General features: G+C 70.4%; 11 protein-coding genes. 9 read left to right on the plus strand and 2 right to left on the minus strand.

What is annotated here, in order from left to right; translation table 11 throughout:
• Positions 1-257 precede the first annotated feature (257 nt).
• A complete protein-coding gene (locus tag ACWFRJ_RS25035; RefSeq protein ID WP_453535003.1) occupies positions 258-3,362 on the plus strand; it encodes an endo-alpha-N-acetylgalactosaminidase family protein in 3,105 nt (1,034 codons plus the stop codon).
• A gap of 61 nt (positions 3,363-3,423) precedes the next feature.
• On the opposite strand, the gene ACWFRJ_RS25040 is transcribed toward ACWFRJ_RS25035, so the two are convergent.
• A complete protein-coding gene (locus tag ACWFRJ_RS25040) occupies positions 3,424-5,214 on the minus strand; it encodes a glycoside hydrolase family 35 protein (RefSeq protein ID WP_453535006.1) in 1,791 nt (596 codons plus the stop codon).
• Between the two features lie 137 nt (positions 5,215-5,351).
• Here ACWFRJ_RS25040 and ACWFRJ_RS25045 point away from each other — a divergent pair, with 137 nt between their 5' ends.
• The 6 genes from ACWFRJ_RS25045 to ACWFRJ_RS25070 all read left to right on the plus strand — a co-directional run bounded on the left by ACWFRJ_RS25045 (position 5,352) and on the right by ACWFRJ_RS25070 (position 13,289).
• On the plus strand, positions 5,352-6,260 hold the full coding sequence (locus ACWFRJ_RS25045) for an AraC family transcriptional regulator (RefSeq protein WP_453535008.1): 909 nt from the start codon (positions 5,352-5,354) through the stop codon (positions 6,258-6,260).
• A gap of 11 nt (positions 6,261-6,271) precedes the next feature.
• Positions 6,272-6,607 carry a chorismate mutase gene (locus ACWFRJ_RS25050; RefSeq protein ID WP_383281780.1) on the plus strand — a complete coding sequence of 112 codons (336 nt, stop codon included), beginning with the start codon at positions 6,272-6,274 and terminating at the stop codon, positions 6,605-6,607.
• Positions 6,608-6,710: 103 nt separating this feature from the next.
• Complete coding sequence (gene pepN, locus ACWFRJ_RS25055; protein WP_453535011.1) at positions 6,711-9,227, plus strand: aminopeptidase N; 2,517 nt, start codon at positions 6,711-6,713, stop codon at positions 9,225-9,227.
• A gap of 123 nt (positions 9,228-9,350) precedes the next feature.
• Positions 9,351-10,196: an NAD(P)H-binding protein gene (locus ACWFRJ_RS25060; protein ID WP_453535014.1), complete on the plus strand. Its 846-nt coding sequence runs from the start codon at positions 9,351-9,353 to the stop codon at positions 10,194-10,196.
• 262 nt (positions 10,197-10,458) lie between these two features.
• On the plus strand, positions 10,459-11,850 hold the full coding sequence (locus ACWFRJ_RS25065; RefSeq protein WP_453535720.1) for a pyridoxal phosphate-dependent decarboxylase family protein: 1,392 nt from the start codon (positions 10,459-10,461) through the stop codon (positions 11,848-11,850).
• Positions 11,847-13,289 carry a lysine N(6)-hydroxylase/L-ornithine N(5)-oxygenase family protein gene (locus ACWFRJ_RS25070; protein WP_453535017.1) on the plus strand — a complete coding sequence of 481 codons (1,443 nt, stop codon included), beginning with the start codon at positions 11,847-11,849 and terminating at the stop codon, positions 13,287-13,289. The genes ACWFRJ_RS25065 and ACWFRJ_RS25070 overlap by 4 nt, the downstream gene beginning before the upstream one ends.
• Positions 13,290-13,303: 14 nt before the next feature.
• Here ACWFRJ_RS25070 and ACWFRJ_RS25075 read toward each other — a convergent pair whose 3' ends face one another.
• Positions 13,304-15,109 carry a bifunctional metallophosphatase/5'-nucleotidase gene (locus ACWFRJ_RS25075; RefSeq protein WP_453535020.1) on the minus strand — a complete coding sequence of 602 codons (1,806 nt, stop codon included), beginning with the start codon at positions 15,107-15,109 and terminating at the stop codon, positions 13,304-13,306.
• Positions 15,110-15,270: 161 nt separating this feature from the next.
• Between ACWFRJ_RS25075 and ACWFRJ_RS25080 the strand changes: the two genes are divergently transcribed.
• A complete protein-coding gene (locus ACWFRJ_RS25080) occupies positions 15,271-15,984 on the plus strand; it encodes an SIMPL domain-containing protein (RefSeq protein WP_453535022.1) in 714 nt (237 codons plus the stop codon).
• Positions 15,985-16,160: 176 nt separating this feature from the next.
• Entirely contained in the window at positions 16,161-17,597 is a 1,437-nt protein-coding gene (gene pyk, locus ACWFRJ_RS25085) for a pyruvate kinase (RefSeq protein ID WP_453535025.1), read from the plus strand.
• Positions 17,598-17,654 lie beyond the last annotated feature (57 nt).

A 17,654-nucleotide genomic window follows, 5' to 3' on the forward strand; every position in this document is an offset into this window, starting at 1 on the left:
GCCGGGCAATCGGGCGGGTGGGTGGGAGAGGCTCGTTCGGCAAGGTGAGACGCGGGGTAATCGGGCGGGTGGGTGGGAGAGGCCTGTTCGGCACCTGCAAGGGACCCGCACTGTTCAGCCCCGGCACGGGCCCCTGCTCAAGCCCCCGGCATAGGGAACCCCGTTAGTCCAAGACCTGCCTCCCCTTTGTCCATGGGCGTGCAAGACCCTCCCGGCGCAGGGTGACCGCACCGAGATCCGTTCCACGGAGGGGTGCCATGCAGCCGTCAGACACGTCAGGGCCGAGCCGCAGAGTCGTAGTCGCCACGGGCGCGCTGGCCGGCGTCGGAGCCGCCGTCGGCCTCGGCGGAACCGCCTCCGCCGCGGCAAGGACAGCCGCGCCGGGCGAAGCCGTCCTCCGCTCCGCCGACCTCGACGTGCGCGTCGCCACCGACTTCCCCCGCGTCGTCTCGTACACGGACCGCGCCACCAAAGCGGTTCTGCACGCCCAGCCGGAGACCGTCGCCACGCTCCTGGTGGACGACAAGACGCACACTCCGAAGGTGACGGCGACCACCGGAGCCAGCCGGGTCGAGTACGTCCTCACCCTCGACGGCGGCACCACCATCACCGTCGAGATCGCCCTCAAGGGGCGCCAGGTGCAGTGGCGCGTGACGGAGATCGACGACACCGATGCCCTGCGCGTCGGCACCCTCCGCATCCCCGGCCTCGCCCTCCTTTCCGTACGCAGCGATCAGCCGGGCGCCGCTCTCCTCGCCGCCAAGATCCAGCTCGACAAGGCCAAGAGCGGGGACACCGAGGTCAAGCTGACCTCGGACACCGCCGCGGAGGCGCCCACCGGATGCGCCTACGCCGTCGTCGCGCACGACGCGCTCGGCGGCGCCGTCGAGACCAACACCGTCTACGACAAGCCCACCACCGAGGCCGGAACCACCTGGGACAACGGCCGCCTCTGGCGGGAGACCGTCAGGAAGAGCGGCTACGTGGAGGCCCGCCTGGCCCCCGGCCAGTGGACGCACCGCGCGGCCACCGCCGCCGTCGGCGACACCGAGCCCCTTCCTTACGCCACCGTCGTCATAACCGGCGACCGCAACGCAGACGGCAAGGTCGACTGGCAGGACGCCGCCATCGCGTTCCGCGACATCATGGTGAAGCCGGTCGGCGCGGACGAGCAGCATCTGCGTGTCGTCCCGCACATCCCTTTCAACTTCGCCTCGCAGGCCACGAACCCGTTCCTCGCGACCCTCGACAACGTCAAGCGGATCCACCTGGCCACCGACGGCCTGCGGCAGTACACGCTGCTCAAGGGGTATCAGTCCGAGGGGCACGACTCCGCGCATCCCGACTACGCGGGCAACTACAACACGCGCGCGGGCGGCTTGGGCGACTTGAACACCCTGGTCAGGGAGGGCAAGAAGTGGAACAGCGACTTCAGCGTGCATGTGAACGCCACGGAGTCCTATCCCGTCGCGAACGCCTTCTCCGAAAAGCTCGTCGACAAGGCCGATGAGCAGTGGGACTGGCTTGATCAGAGCTATCGCATCGATCAGCGCCGTGACTTGGTCTCCGGCGACATCATCAAGCGGTTCGCCGATCTGCGGGACGAAGCCGATGGTGCGCTCAATGCTCTCTACATCGATGTATTCCGTGAGTCGGGGTGGACGTCCGACAGGCTGCAGCGAGCCCTGCGCAAGCAGGGCTGGATCGTCACCAGCGAGTGGGGGCACGGCTTCGAGCGCTCGTCCGTCTGGTCGCACTGGGCGACCGAGACGGATTACGGTCCTGATACGTCGAGGGGTATCAACTCCCGTCTGATCCGTTTCATTCGGAATCATCAGAAGGACGTCTTCGCCGACAAGTGGCCGACGCTTCTGGGTATTGCTCGCATGGGCAATTTCGAGGGGTGGGTCGGAAAGACCGACTGGTCTTATTTCTATGACCTGATCTGGAGCGATTCACTGCCCGCCAAATATCTCCAGGCCTATCCCATCAAGTCCTGGGGCGAGCACGAGATCACCTTCTTCGGAGAGGGCGGAGGGGCCGGAGAAGGCGGGACGGCGGTCTCCGACACGGGAGGCGTCCGTCGGATCGTGACGGACGGTCGTGTCGTCTATGACGGGGGGAGCTATCTGCTTCCCTGGGAGCCCCGCAAGGCCTCCGATCCCGGCAAGCTCTACCACTACAACCCCAAGGGTGGGCAAGGGAGTTGGCAGCTGCCGCGCGGGTGGTCCGGGCTCGGCAAGGTCGCGCTGTACCGGCTCACCGACCAAGGGCGGGTCTTCGTCGCCGATGTTCCGGTGCGGGGCGGCAAGGTGACCCTCGACGCCAAGGCCAAGCAGCCCTACGTCCTCTACCGCAGGCGCGCCGCCGCGCTGCCCGACCCCGGCTGGGGGCAGGCGACCCCGCTGCGCGACCCGGGCTTCAACTCCGGCTCCCTGGACGGCTGGAAGGTCTCAGGACCGGCCTCTGTCGCGCTCAGCGAGCTCGGTGACCACGAACTCGTCATCGGCTCGGGCGGCAAGGCCGCCGTCGGCCAGCGGCTGCGCCGCCTGAAGGCAGGAACGTACGTCGCCTCCGTACAGGTCGAGGTCGGGGAGAAGACCGGCGACGAACGGAAGGCGACCCTGGAGGTGCGCACCGCCGACGGTGTCACCGCCGCCAACTGGACGCGGACCTCCACGGCGGGCAACTACGTGGCGGCCGACCGCAAGCACGGCACCCGCTTCCAGCGGATGTCCGTGCCCTTCACCGTCCCCGAGGGCGGTGGCCCGGCCGAGCTGACGCTCCGGGCCGACGCGGGCCACGCGCGCGTGCGCTTCGACAACGTACGCATCGTCCCCACGCGTGGCAGCGCCCCCGGAGGAGGGCGGCTCGTCTCCGAGGACTTCGAGCAGGTGCCGCAGGGCTGGGGGCCGTTCATGAAGGGCGACGCGGGGGACGTCACCGACCCGCGCACGCACATCGCGCAACGGCACGCCCCGTTCACGCAGCGCGGCTGGAACGGCAAGGCGATCGACGACGTCATCGACGGCGCCCAGTCCCTGAAGTCCCGAGGCGAGAACAAGGGGCTCGTGTACCGCACCGTCCCGCACACCGCCCGCTTCGAGGCGGGCAAGCGCTACCGCGTCACCTTCCGGTACGAGAACGAGAAGGCGGGCCAGTACGCGTGGATCACCGCCGTCGATGAGCCCGCGGCCCGCGAGATCGATCGCAAGGAGCTGCCCGTCGCGACCGAACCCACCGTCCTGACCTACGAGTTCACCGCCCCCGCCAAGGGCGAGGCGTGGGTCGGACTGCGCAAGAGCGGGGACGACGGGACCGCGGAGTTCGTGCTCGACGCCTTCGAGGTGCGCGAGGTCTGACGAGACGTGGGGAAGCCGGAGGGGCTGTGGCTGTTCACAGCCCCTCCGGCGCACTTGCTGCCTACAGGCTCTCCGGCGGGACAGGGGACAGTGAGACTGTCCCCGCCCCCGACCCGTCCGACCCGTCCGCCCCCTCCAGCTCAAGGACCCACACCTCGTTGGCCCCCTCCCGCAGCACAGGCCCGGGAACGTACAGCGACGTCTGCGGGCCCGCAGACCAGTAGCGGCCCACATTGAAGCCGTTCACCCACACGAACCCCCGCGTCCAGGAGGGGAGTTCGATGGTGGCGTCACCGGGTTCGCCGACCTCCACCGTGCCCCGGTACAGGCCGGGGCGGCCCGACGCCGCTTCCCCGGACGCCGGAAGCCCCCGTACGGCCTCCGGAGAGGTGAACGCGTCGAGCCGCAGCCCCCTGGCCGCCACCCCGTGCAGATACTGCCGCTCATGCAGGATCCCACCGGTGACGCCCTTCGCCTCGCCGGTCCGCGGCCCGTAGTTGACCCTCCCCAGGGACTCCACCCACAGCTCCACGCGCGCGTGCCCCGCGACAGGCTCGGCGAGGGCGGGCTCCTCCTCGGTGAGGACGCCCGCCCGCACCCCGTCCACGTACACCACGGCCCGGTCCCGCAGCCCCCGTACACGCAGTGGATACGGTCGGCGCGGGCCCGGCACGGTCAGCGCGTAGTGGACCAGGCCGCGGTCCACATCGAGCTCTTCGAAGGTGGGCGGTACGGCGTATTCCGCCAGGGGGCCGCCGAGCGACTCCAAGACGGTGGACAGCGGCGCCCACTCGGTGAGGTCGACCGATGTGTGTTCTCCGAGCGGGGGCAGCGGTGCGGGCGGCTCGGGCAGCGGGCTCTTCGCGTATGCGGCGAGCACCTCGCGAAAGCGCCAGAACTTCTCGGTGGGGCGCCCGAACTCGTCGATGGGCGCGTCGTAGTCGTACGACGTGACGTCCGGCTCAAGGACGCCGTCGTGCAGCGCGCCACCGCTCCGGTTCGCCCCCGCCCACCCGGCGAAGTTCGTGCCGCCGTGCGCCATGTAGAGGTTGACCGAGCCCCCGCACTCCAGGATCTCGCGCAACGCCTCCGCGGCGTCGGCCGCGTCCCGCACGACATGCTCCGCGCCCCAGTGGTCGAACCAGCCGCACCAGAACTCCATGCACATCAGCGGCCCCTGGGGGCGGTGCCTGCGCAGCGTCCCGAAGGCTGCCCCGGCCTGCGAGCCGAAGTTGACCGTGGCCAGAACGCCGGGCACGGACCCGCCGGTGAGCATGTGGTCCTCGGGGCCGTCGGACGTGAACAGCGGTGCGGTGACGCCCTCGGCGCGCAGCAGTTCCGCGAGGTGGCGCAGGTACACCTGGTCCGAGCCGTAGCTGCCGTACTCGTTCTCCACCTGCACCATGATCACGGGACCGCCCCGGTCGTGCTGGCGCGGGACGACCTCCGTAAGGAGGCGGCCGAACCAGCGGTCCACGTGCCCCAGGTACTCCGCGTCACGGGTACGCGCGCGTGCCCCCACCGCGCCCGTCAGCCAGTGCGGAAGGCCGCCGTTCTCCCACTCGGCGCAGATGTAGGGCCCCGGCCGGACGATCGCCCACAGGCCCGCGTCCCGGGCGGCGTCCAGGAAGCGGCCGAGCGCCTCGACGTCGCTGTACTCCCCGGGGTGCGGCTCGTGCAGGTTCCAGGGGACGTACGTCTCCACGCAGTTGAGCCCCATCGCGCGCAGCATCGCGAGGCGGTGGCCCCACTGTTCCTCGTGCACCCGGAAGTAGTGCACCGCACCGGAGAGCAGCCGCACGGGCCGCCCGTCCAGTTCGAAATCGTCCTCGCCCACCCTGAAGCCGTTCATCGTGTCCCTGTGTCCCTCTCGCTCACGGACTGCTCCGCCACGATCACCCCTGGCGGGAGGCAGGGTCCATGGACAAAGATCGAGGTGGGTTGGACGCAGCGAGCGGGCCGCGGCCCGGACGGAAGGGGCACAAGCGGATGTACCACACCTGGATGCGGTATTTCACGCCGAGCCCGGCCCACCACCGCCTCGGCCTCGCCTGCCTCGGGGTCGGCCTGCAGCACGGCCTCCTGCCGACCGTGGGACCGCGCACCCTCGACCACCACGTGGCCGTCGTCGTGAGCGCAGGCGGCGGCTGGTTCCTCGGGTCCGACGGCAGACGTACGACGGTGACGGCGCCCGCGCTGATCTGGCTCACCCCCGGAGTGCGCCACCACTACGGGCCCGACGCGGAGAGCGGCTGGGACGAGTGCTTCGTCGACTTCACCGGGCCCGCCACGACGACGTACACAGAACTCGGCTTCATCGAACCCGACCGGCCCGTGGTGCCGCTCTCCGACGCGACAGGGGCGCGGGCCGCCGTCGGGCGCATCGCGCGTGCGGCACGGCGCGGCAATCCGCTCCTTGAGGTCGAGACGGGCGCCGCCGTCCACGAACTCCTCGTCGCGCTGCGCAGGGCCCGCGCCGACATCGCCCCCGACGGCGACCCCGTCCTCCAGGCCCTCGCCCGCGACGCCTTCCAGCCACTTTCCGTCGCCGAGCACGCGTCGCGGCACGGCATGACTCCCGCGGAGCTGCGTACGGCGGTGCGCAGGGGCGCAGGATGCAGCCCCAAGGACTACCTCCTCGGCATCCGTCTCGGGCGCGCCAAGGAGCTGCTCGCCGCCACGGAGCTCCCGGTCGCGGCCGTCGCGCGCCGCGTCGGTTACGACGATCCCGCGTACTTCTCGCGGCTGTTCACACGCCGTGTGGGGATGGCGCCGGTCCGCTTCCGCGAGCAGCAGGGACGCGCGGTCCCGGGCGGCTGGTCGCAGCAGATTCCCGACCCCGACCACCCGCCGATTTTGCGCTCTTCCGCCGCCGGGGGCGAAGGAACCACCACGTAGGCTCGTCCACCATGACCACCAGCCACACAAGTGACGCGAACGGCGCCGGCGCCACGGACGAGGCCGTGCGCGCCGAGCTGTCCCGCCTGCGCGACAGCATCGACAACATCGACGCGGCCGTCGTCCACATGCTCGCCGAGCGCTTCAAATGCACCCAGCAGGTCGGCTATCTCAAGGCCAACCACCAGCTCCCGCCCGCCGACCCGGCCCGCGAGGCCCGCCAGATCGCCCGCCTGCGCGAACTCGCGGAGAGCGCCAAGCTGGATCCGGCGTTCGCCGAGAAGCTGCTCAACTTCATCATCGCGGAGGTCATCCGCCACCACGAGACCATCGCCAAGTCGTCCTGACGCGGTCCCGCGGCAGCCGTGTCGGCGGCGGCATCGCCCAGGGCTGAGCCCCGATGTCCGGGCACCCCGCACCGTTGTCAGTGTCATCAGGCAGCATGGACCCATGTCCGTACTGACGCGCGACGAAGCGCAGACCCGAGCCCGGCTCATCGACGTCCACCGGTACACGGTGGAGCTGGACCTGACCCAGGGAGCCGAGACCTTCGACTCCCTTACGGTCATCCGGTTCTCGGCGCTCGGCGAACCCACGGCCACGGTGGACACCTTCGTCGAGCTCAAGCCCGTCGAGCTGCGCTCCGTCACCCTCGACGGCCGGCCGCTCGACCCGAAGGACCTCGTCGAGAACAGGCTCCCGCTCACCGGGCTCACCGCGGGCGAGCACGAACTGCGCGTCGACGCCTCCATGCGGTACTCGCACACCGGCGAGGGCATGCACCGCTTCACCGACCCCACGGACGGCGAGGCGTACACGTACACCCAGCTGTTCATGGAGGACGTGCAGCGCGTCTTCGCCGCCTTCGACCAGCCCGACCTGAAGTCCGTCTTCGAGCTGACCGTCACCGCCCCCAAGGGCTGGACCGTCCTCGCGAACGGCGTGACCGAGCACGTCGGCGACGGGACGTGGCGGGCCGCGCCCACGCCGCTGATCTCGACCTACCTCGTCGCCGTCGCCGCGGGCCCCTGGCACTCGGTCCGCACCGAACACCGCGGACTGCCCTTCGGCATCCACTGCCGCCGCTCCCTGGCGCCCTTCCTGGACGCCGACGCCGACGAGATCCTCGACGTCACGCGCGCGTGCTACGACCGGTACCACGAGAAGTTCGAGGAGCCCTACCCCTTCGACTCGTACGACCAGGCGTTCGTCCCGGAGTTCAACGCCGGAGCGATGGAGAACCCCGGACTCGTCACCTTCCGCGACGAGTTCATCTACCGCTCCGCCGTCACCGAGACCGAGCGGCAGACCCGCGCCATGGTCATCGCCCACGAGATGGCCCACATGTGGTTCGGCGACCTCGTCACCCTCCGGTGGTGGGACGACATCTGGCTGAACGAATCCTTCGCCGAGTACATGGGCTTCCAGACCACCGCCGAAGCCACCCGCTTCAAGGACACCTGGACCGACTTCGGCGTCGCCCGCAAGGCCTGGGGGTACGACGCCGATCAGCGCCCCTCCACCCACCCCGTCGCGCCCGACCCGGACGCCGTGCCCGACACCGCGTCCGCGATGCTCAACTTCGACGGCATCTCGTACGCCAAGGGGGCGTCCGCCCTGCGCCAGCTCGTCGCCTGGCTCGGCGAGAAGGACTTCCTCGCCGGTATCAACACCCACATCGCCCGGCACAAGTTCTCCAACGCCACCCTCGCCGACTTCATCGACTCACTCGCCCACAACACCGACCGTGACGTGCACGGATGGGCCGAGTCCTGGCTGCGCACCACCGGCGTCGACACGCTCACCTCGACGGTCACGCACGACGCCCGCGAGTGGACCCTGGCCGTCGACCGCGACGGCAGCCGCCCCCACCGCATCGCCGTCGGGGTGTACGACCGCGACCTCACCGACACCCAGGGCCTCGTCCTGCGCGAGCGGTACGAGACGGACGTCCCCCACTCCGGGCCCGCCGCCCCCGCGCGCGACGGCGGGCGCCCCGCCCTGATCGTGCCGAACGACCAGGACCTCACGTACACCAAGATCCGCCTCGACGAGGTCTCCATGGAGACGGCCCTGCGCAGCCTCTCCCGGGTCCCCGACGCGCTCACCCGCGCCGTCCTGTGGAACAGCCTGCGCGACATGGTCCGCGACGGAGAACTCGAAGGCACCGCCTACCTGGAGACGGCCCGCGCCCATCTCCCCGACGAGAGGGACCTCGCCCTCGTCCAGGGCGTCCTCGCCTTCGCCACCACGCACGTCGCGGGCCGCTTCGTGCCCCCGGCCCAGCGGCCCTTCGCCCTCACCACGCTCACCGAGCTGTGCCGCGACCTGATCCGGCGCACGGAGGACGGCTCCCACCCCGGGCTCCGGCTCACCGCCGTGCGCGGCTTCATCGACGTGGCGACGCGCCCCGACCCCCTCCAGGAGTGGCTCACCGAGGGCACAGTGCCCGGCGGACCCGAGCTCGACCCCGAGCTGCGCTGGCGCGTCCTGACCCGCCTCGCCGTCCTCGGCGCCGCCGACGAGAGCGCGATCGCCGCCGAACTGGAGCGCGACCCCAGCGCCACCGGCCAGGAAGGCGCGGCCCGCTGCCGGGCCGCACTGCCCGACCCGGAGGCCAAGCGCCGCGCGTGGGAGGCGATGTTCACCTCCGACGACCTCTCGAACTACCTCCTCACCGCCACGGCCCAGGGCTTCTGGCAGCCCGAACAGGCCGATCTCGTACGGGAGTACATCCCCCGCTACTACGAGGACGCGGTCGCCCTCGCGGCCCGGCGCGGCCCCGCCATCGCCGACGTAGCGGGGCGGTGGGCCTTCCCCGCCACCTCGGTGGACGCCGAAACACTCCGCCTGGGCGAACAGTGCCTGAGCGACGCCGACCCGATCCCGGCCCTGCGCCGCAAGCTGGCGGACCAGCTGGACGACCTGGCGAGGGCACTGCGGGTGCAGGAGGCGACGGCTTCCTGAACCCGGCGGCGTGAGGACTAGGTCCGCGGACCTACGCGGACCTGGTCCCAGCCGACGATCCCTGCGGCCCCCGCGTCCCCCTAGGGTCGAAGGTCCAGCCCTAGACACTCAGGAGCCCCTCCCGTGATAGTCGCCACCGGTGCCACCGGAAACGTGGGCCGCGCCCTCGTCACTCAGCTCACCGCCGCACGGACGCCCGTTCGCGCCCTGACCCGCGATCCGCAGCGGGCCCAGCTGCCCCAGGGCGCCGAGGTGGCGCGCTTCGACCCCGCCGCCGAACCGGCCGCTCTCGCCCCACTGTTCGACGGCGCGTCCGCGCTGTTCCTGCACAGGGCTGCCGTCGGCGAGCACACCGACGCGATCCTCGCGGCGGCCCGCAAGGGCGGCGTCCAGCGCGTCGTCGTGCTGTCGTCGGGCATCATCCAGGACGGCGCCGACGAGACCCACCCCATCTACGTCGTCCACGCGGACCTCGAGAAGCGGGTGCGTGAGAGCGGCCTCGACTGGACCTCCCTGCGGCCCAACGCCTTCGCCACGAACTCCCTTCAGTGGGCGGACCAGATCCGCGCGGGCGACACCGTCCGCGGCCCCTTCGCGGGAGCCCTGACCGCGCCGATCCACGAGGCCGACATCGCCGCCGTCGCCGTTCGAGCACTTCTGGACGACGGACACCGGGGCGCCGTCCACCACCTCACCGGGCCGACCGCGGTGTCGACCGACGAGCAGATCCACGCCATCGGCCGGGCACTCGGCCGCGACCTCCGGTTCGACGAGCTGCCGCCGGAGGAAGTGACCGAGGAGATGTTCCCGCACGTCCCCGCGGCGATGCTGCCGGCCCTCCTGAAGTCGTTCGCTGCGGCCGTCGGAGCAGCACCGGAGATCACCACCACGGTGGAGTCGGTGACAGGCACCCCGGCGCGAACGTTCGCGGAGTGGGCACGGGACCACAGGGACGATTTCAGGGCCTGAGCCACGAGCGCCCCGACGGGGGCGCGGGGCTGTGACACACGCAGCCCCGCTGCGTGGGCGCAACCAGCCGCGACGCACCCGCGGACAACAACCGCCCCCCCGCGGGAGCGCCTAGCACTACAGCCCACGCCAACACCCTCTCTCCGCACGGCAGTACCACTTTCGGGTTCGGATCGTCGAGGTCCCCGGGCGCGCCGCCTGCTCGCCAGCCAGGCTGGAGTCCCAGTCCGCGCGCACCCGAAGGACGCCGCCCATGTCTGCCATGAGCACCCCGCCGCCCCTCGCCGGAGGCGCCCACGGACCCGACGCCCTGCGGCCGTTGCTCACCGCCACCCTGGAGGCCCTGCGCACCGGGGCGACCGCACGCGGCGGGCCGCTCCCCGCGGGCGGCCCCGCCGCCGTCGCCGCCCGGGTGCGCGAGGCCGCGGGGGAGGTCCTGCCCGCCAGGGGCGAAGGCGCCGAACCGGCCCTGCGCACGCTGGTCCACGCACTGGCCGAGGGCGCCGCCGACCCCGCGGATGCGCTGTGCGCCGCCCACCTCCACTGCCCGCCGCTCGCACTCGCCGTCGCCGCCGACCTGGCCGCGTCCGCGCTCAACCCCTCCATGGACTCCTGGGACCAGGCCCCCGCCGCCTCGGAGATCGAGACCCTGGTCACGCGCGCCGTCGCCGCGCAGGCCTATGGAACCGGCAGGGGAGACGCCCTCGTCACCACCGGCGGCACCGAGTCCAACCAGCTCGCCCTGCTCCTGGCCCGCGAGCGCACCGCCGCGCACGGCCCCGTCCAGCTCATCGTCGGCGAGAACGCCCACCACTCCCTCGGCCGCGCAGCCTGGCTCCTCGGCATGCCGGAACCGGTCGTCGTCCCCGCGCCCACCGGTGTCCTGGACCCCGCCGCACTCGACGAGGCGCTCTGCGAACTCACCGGGCCGCCAGGATCGTTCCTCGTCACCGCCACCGCGGGCACCACCGACGCCGGACTCATCGACCCCCTCGACCAGATCGCCGACCTCTGCGCACGCCACGGCGCCCGCCTGCACGTCGACGCCGCGTACGGCGGCCCGCTCCTCTTCAGCGACGTACGCAGAGTGCGCCTGCACGGCATGGAGCGCGCCGACAGCGTCACGTTCGACCTGCACAAGCTCGGCTGGCAGCCCGTCGCCGCCGGACTTCTCCTGGTCCGCGACCCGAACGACATCGCGGCACTGGGCCACCACGCCGACTACCTCAACGCGGGCGACGACACCGAAGCGGGCCTCCCCGACCTCCTCGGGCGCTCCCTGCGCACCACGCGCAGGCCCGACGTACTCAAGATCGCCGTCACCCTCAAGGCGCTCGGGCGTACGGGGATCGGCGCACTCGTCGACCGGGTCTGCGCACAGGCGGAGGAGTTCGCCGGGCTCATCACCGCGCACCCCGGCTTCGAGCTCCACGACCAGCCCGTCATCAGCACGGTCCTGTTCCGGCCCGTCGGCGCCGACGACGACCACATCGCGTACGTCCGGCGCGAACTGCTCGGCCAGGGCCGTGCCGTGCTCGGGCGCGCCAGGATCGACGGACGCCGCTGGCTCAAAGCCACCCTGCTCAACCCGCACACCCGGCCCGGCGACCTCGCCGAGCTTCTGAAGCTCGTGGAAGGGACCACCCCCCGATGACCGGCCAGAACGACAAGCCCGCCCCGCCGCTCACCACCCCCGAGGAACCCCGGGACCTGGTCGGCATCGGCATCGGCCCCTTCAACCTCTCCCTCGCCGCCCTCGCCCAGCCCCTGGCCGGACTCGACGCCGCCTTCTACGAGCAGCGGCCAGGATTCCACTGGCACCCGGGGCTCCTCATCGACGGCGCAAGCCTCCAGGTGCCGTTCCTCGCCGACCTGGTGACCCTCGCCGACCCGGCGAGCCCCTGGTCCTTCCTCAGCTACCTCAAGTCCCGCGAGCGGCTCTTCCCCTTCTACTTCGCCGAGCGGTTCCACATCCAGCGCGCCGAGTACGACGCGTACTGCCGCTGGGTCAGCGAGAACCTGCCCGCGCTGCACTTCGGACACCAGGTCGACGCGGTGCGCTGGAACCCCGAACGGGACCTCTTCGAAGTCGACTTCACGCAGCTCGACGCCGAGGGGGAGGCCGAGGCGCTCGGCCGGACGTACACGAAGAACATCGTCGTCGGCGTCGGCACCGCGCCCTACATCCCCGAACCCCTCAAGCCCCTCGCGGACGCCCCCGCCGTCCCCGTGATCCACTCCGCGGACTACCTCCTGCACCGCGACCGGCTGCTCGCCGCCGACCACATCACCGTCATCGGCTCCGGCCAGTCCGGCGCCGAGGTCTTCCTCGACCTGCTCAAGCACCGTCCGGCGGGCGCCGAGAAGATCCACTGGCTCGCCCGCACCGAGGCCTTCGCACCCATGGAGTACTCCAAGCTCGGCCTGGAACACTTCACCCCGGACTACACCCGCTACTTCCACTCCCTGCCCGAGAACGTGCGCGACGGCCTCGTCCCCCACCAGTGGCAGCTCCACAAGGGCATCGACGCCGACACCATCGCCGCCATCCACGACGAGCTCTACCAACGCACCCTGCACGGCGGCTGGCCCGACGCCGTCCTCACCCCGGGCGTCTCCGTGCGCACCGCGGGCCGCGTCGCCACCACCCGCGTGGAACTCCACCTGGAACACCTCCAGCAGGGCACCCGCTCCCGCCTCACCACGGACGCGGTCGTCCTCGCCACCGGCTACCGCGAGCGCCCCCTCGACCAGCTCCTCGCGGGCCTCGACCCCTACATGCGCAGGGACTCATCGGAGCGCCCCCGCATCGACGAGCAGTACCGCCTCGTCCTTGACCCCTCCATCACCGGCGGCGGCGGGAACGTCTACGTCCAGAACGCCGAACGCCACACCCACGGCGTCGGCGCCCCCGACCTCGGCCTCGCCGCCTGGCGCAGCGCCACCATCCTCAACAGCCTGACGGGGACGTCCCCCTACCCCCTCCCGGAGCGCACCGCGTTCACCAGCTTCGGCCTCCAGGAACCGCAGTCCCGCGCTGCCACCGGCCTCATCGGCGAGCAGCGCGGCAACCTCGTACCGCTCAAGAGCTGAGGGGCCGGCGAACCTCAGAACACCGGAGTGCCGTCCCGGGTCAGCTTCCAGTCCACCGACGCGAACGCCGACGGGTCGATCGTGCCCTTCGCCTGGACCCACTGGATGATCGTGTTGCGGATCTCGTCCGAGTTCGCCCACAGCTGCTTGGCGGCGGCCACGTGCGGGAAGTTCCCGCCGCCGCTCGCCCGGTAGTTGTTGACGGCGAGCACGAACTCCGCCTTCGGGTCGATGTCCTTGCCGTCGAAGCTCAGCTTCACGATCCGCGAACCCACGGGCTTGGCGATGTCGATCTCGTACGTCACGCCGTACAGCGCGTCGTAGTTGTAGTCCGGGGTGTTGTCCGCGTTCGTCAGCTTCTCCGGGTCCACCGGGCCCCCGGCCGCCGTCTGCACGTAGTAGCGCGCCGAGTACTCCAGGTACTCCTTGAGCTGCGCACCCGTGATGAGCCGCGCCTCAAGGGTGTTCTCGAACGGGTAGAGCCCCGCCGCGTCCTTGATCGTCACCTCGCCCGCAGGGATCCCCGCCGTACGCGAGAAGCACGAAGCCTGCGAAAGGACGGGCAGCGCCGCGTACTGGCCGCCCGCAAGCGCCCCCTTGACCGTCTCCGCCTGGACATGGCTGATCAGATCGATGATCGCGACATCCTTGTACGGGCCTTCGGCCGTGCTCATCGCCTGTGTCGACGTACCGATGACCTGGTTGACGTACGCGACGACCTTCTTGTGCTCGTCGGCCAGGAGCCCGATGATCTTGCGGTCCTCCTTCGCCGTGTTGGAGTTGAGGACCTTCGCGCCGACCTTCTCCACCGTCCAGCGGCCCTTCTCCCACACCAGGTCGAAGTCGAAGAGCGTCAGGCGCTGGCCCCACTTCAGCGGCTCGGACAGGACGACCTTCTTGCCGGTCTTCTTGTTCTCAACGAAGTACTCGGGGATCTCCGTGTGCGCGTGCCCGACCAGGATCGCGTCGATGCCGGGCACCTGCTCGGCCACCAGACCCGCCGCGTTCTCGATGTACGGGAGCTGGTCACCGTACGAGGAAGTGCCGCTGGAGCCCGAGTGCGCCGAGACGATCACGACGTCCGCGCCCATGGACCGCAGCTTGGGCACCCACTTCGCCGCCTGCTCCTCAAGACCCGGGAACGTCATCTTGCCCTGGACGTTCACCTTGTCCCAGATCGCGATGCCGGGATTGGTCAGGCCGAGCACCGCCACCTTCACGTCGCGGCCGTGCGGGGTGCGCACACGCTTCATGAAGTACGGCGGGAAAGCGGGCCTCTGCGTCTTCGCGTCGAGCGCGTTGGCACCGAGGAGCGGGAATTCGCACTGCTCCTCGAATTTCCGCAGGACCGGAATGCCGTAGTTGAATTCGTGGTTGCCGAGAGCTGCCGCGTCATAACCGATGCGGTTCATCGCCTGCGCCATCGGGTGGACCGGGCCGCGCTTCGCGGTGATCGGGTCGATCTTCGCGTAGTAGTACGAGAGCTGGGTGCCCTGAATGGTGTCGCCCGCGTCGATGAGAAGCGTGTTGCGGCGGCCTCTCTCCTCGCGGATCTCGTTCACGAGGGTGGAGATCTTCGCCAGGCCCACGTCGTTGTGGTCCTTGTCGTCGAACTCCTTGTCCGTGAAGTAGTCCCAGTTGAAGACATTGCCGTGCAGGTCCGTCGTGCCCATGACGGTGAACGAGTACCGCTTCTTCCGCTTGGCGGGCTTCTGGGGCGTGTGCGCCGACGCGGAGGGCGCGGCGGCCACGCCGGCCGCGAGCGCCACACCCGTGGCGGCGGCGGACTTGCCCAGGAACTTCCGGCGGTTCAGCGGCATTTCGTAACTCCCTTGGACCCTAAATCGATCGATGTAACGCGCGTAGATTCTGACCCCGACGGACCCACCGGCAACAGACCCCGCAGGTTTCGATCCGATGACTGTCCGGTGCCGCGTCCCGACGACTGTCCGGTGCCGCCCCCCAGTGCGAGAGTGGCCCCATGGACGAGACCACCCCCGCCGCCGCCCCCTACGGCACTCCCGACGCCCCGCGCCTGGCCGTCAAGGGCGAGGCGCACCTCGAAGTCGACCCCGAGATCGCCCGCATCGGCATCACCGTCAGCGCACGCGGCACCGACCGACGCGACGCCCTGAACGACCTCACGCGCCGCAACGCCACGGTCATCGACCTGGTGAAGACGTACGGCGAATCCGTCGAGAAGCTGGAGACCGGCGCCTTCTCCATCAGCCCCGAACTGACCAAACACGGCCGCGGCGAACGCGTCCGCGCCTACCACGGCCGGGTCCACATCACCGCCGAGCTCACCGACTTCACCGCGCTCGGCGAGCTCACCACACGCCTCGCGGACCTCGAACTGACCCGCGTCGACGGCCCCTACTGGGCCCTGCGTCCCGACTCGCCCACCCACCGCGAGGCCCGTCAGCAGGCGGTCAGGGAAGCGGTGCAGCGGGGCCGCGAGTACGCCGAGGCGCTGGGGACGGGCCTGGCCGCCCTCGTCGAGCTCGCCGACATCGGCGCCGAGAACGCCCAGCCGTTCGGCTACGGCGGCCCGTCACCCGCCATGCGCACCGTCGCGTACGGCGGCGCGCCCGACATGGGCGAGGAAGCCGCACCCCTCGACCTCGAACCCCAGCGGCAGCACGTCTACGCACAGGTCAACGCACGCTTCACGATGACACCCCCGCAGCTGTAGCCACAGAATTACAGCGGGTTCACGGAGCGAATTCACACAGCGAGGTGCCCGGTAAATCGCTCATCAGAGCGGCACCTCGCACAATTCAACACTTGTCAATAACCTTTCACGCAACGGTTGTTGAGTAGTCATGCCCAGCCAATTCCCTACCCACCGGTAAGCCCTAGGCTCGAAGCATGCGTCGAGCAAAAATCGTCTGTACCCTGGGCCCCGCCACCGACTCGTACGACCAGATCAAGGCACTGGTCGAAGCCGGAATGGACGTGGCTCGCTTCAACCTCAGTCACGGCACGTACGCCGAACACGAGGAGCGCTATCAGCGCGTTCGCAAGGCCGCCGACGAGACCGGCCGCAGCGTCGGCGTCCTCGCCGACCTTCAAGGCCCGAAGATCCGCCTCGGCCGATTCAGCGAAGGACCTGTACTCCTCGAACGCGGCGACGAGTTCACCATCACCGTCGAAGAAGGCGTCCAGGGCGACCGGCAGACCTGCGGGACGACCTACGAAGGCCTCGCCGATGACGTCACCCCCGGTGAGCGCATCCTCGTCGACGACGGCAAAGTGACCCTCGAGGTCACAGCGGTCGACGGGCCCCGTGTCACCACCACCGTGGTCGAGGGCGGCATGGTCTCCGACCACAAGGGCCTCAACCTCCCCGGTGTCGCCGTCTCCGTCCCCGCGCTCTCCGACAAGGACGTGGCGGACCTGCGCTGGGCCCTGCGTTCAGGGTTCGACGTCATCGCCCTGTCCTTCGTCCGCAGCGGACGCGACATCGAGGACGTACACCGCATCATGGACGAGGAAGGCCGCCGCCTCCCCGTCATCGCCAAGGTGGAGAAGCCGCAGGCCGTCGAGAACATCGACGACATCGTCGCCGCCTTCGACGCGATCATGGTCGCCCGCGGCGACCTCGGCGTCGAGATGCCCCTCGAACAGGTGCCGATCGTCCAGAAGCGCGCCATCAAGCTCGCCAAGCGCAATGCCAAGCCGGTCATCGTCGCGACCCAGATGCTCGACTCGATGATCGACAACTCCCGGCCCACACGCGCCGAGGCCTCGGACGTCGCCAACGCCGTCATCGACGGCACCGACGCGGTGATGCTCTCCGGCGAGACCAGCGTCGGCAAATACCCCATCGAGACGGTCCGCACGATGAGCCGCATCGTCGAGGCCGCCGAGGAGGACATCCTCGCCAAGGGCCTCCCGCCGCTGACCGAGCGCAACAAGCCCCGCACCCAGGGCGGCGCGGTGGCCCGCGCCGCAGCCGAGATGGGGGACTTCCTCGGAGCCAAGTTCCTGGTGGCCTTCACACAGTCCGGCGACACCGTCCGCCGCCTCTCGCGCTACCGCTCACCGATCCCGCTGCTCGCCTTCACCCCGGACAGGGCGACACGCTCGCAGCTCAACCTCACCTGGGGCGTGGAGACCTTCCTCGGCCCGCACGTCGAATCCACCGACGCCATGGTCAACCAGGTCGACGAACTGCTCCTGAAGTACGGCCGCTGCGAGCGGGGCGACGTGGTGGTCATCACCGCGGGCTCCCCGCCCGGAGTCGCGGGCTCCACTAACCTCGTACGCATCCACCACATCGGCGAGGACGACAGCCCGAAGTAGGCGCAACGGGCACGTGGGCCGAGGGGCCGTTTCCGGGGGGAGCGGCCCCTCGGCTTC

The sequence above is a fragment of the Streptomyces sp. NPDC055239 genome (assembly GCF_053606205.1).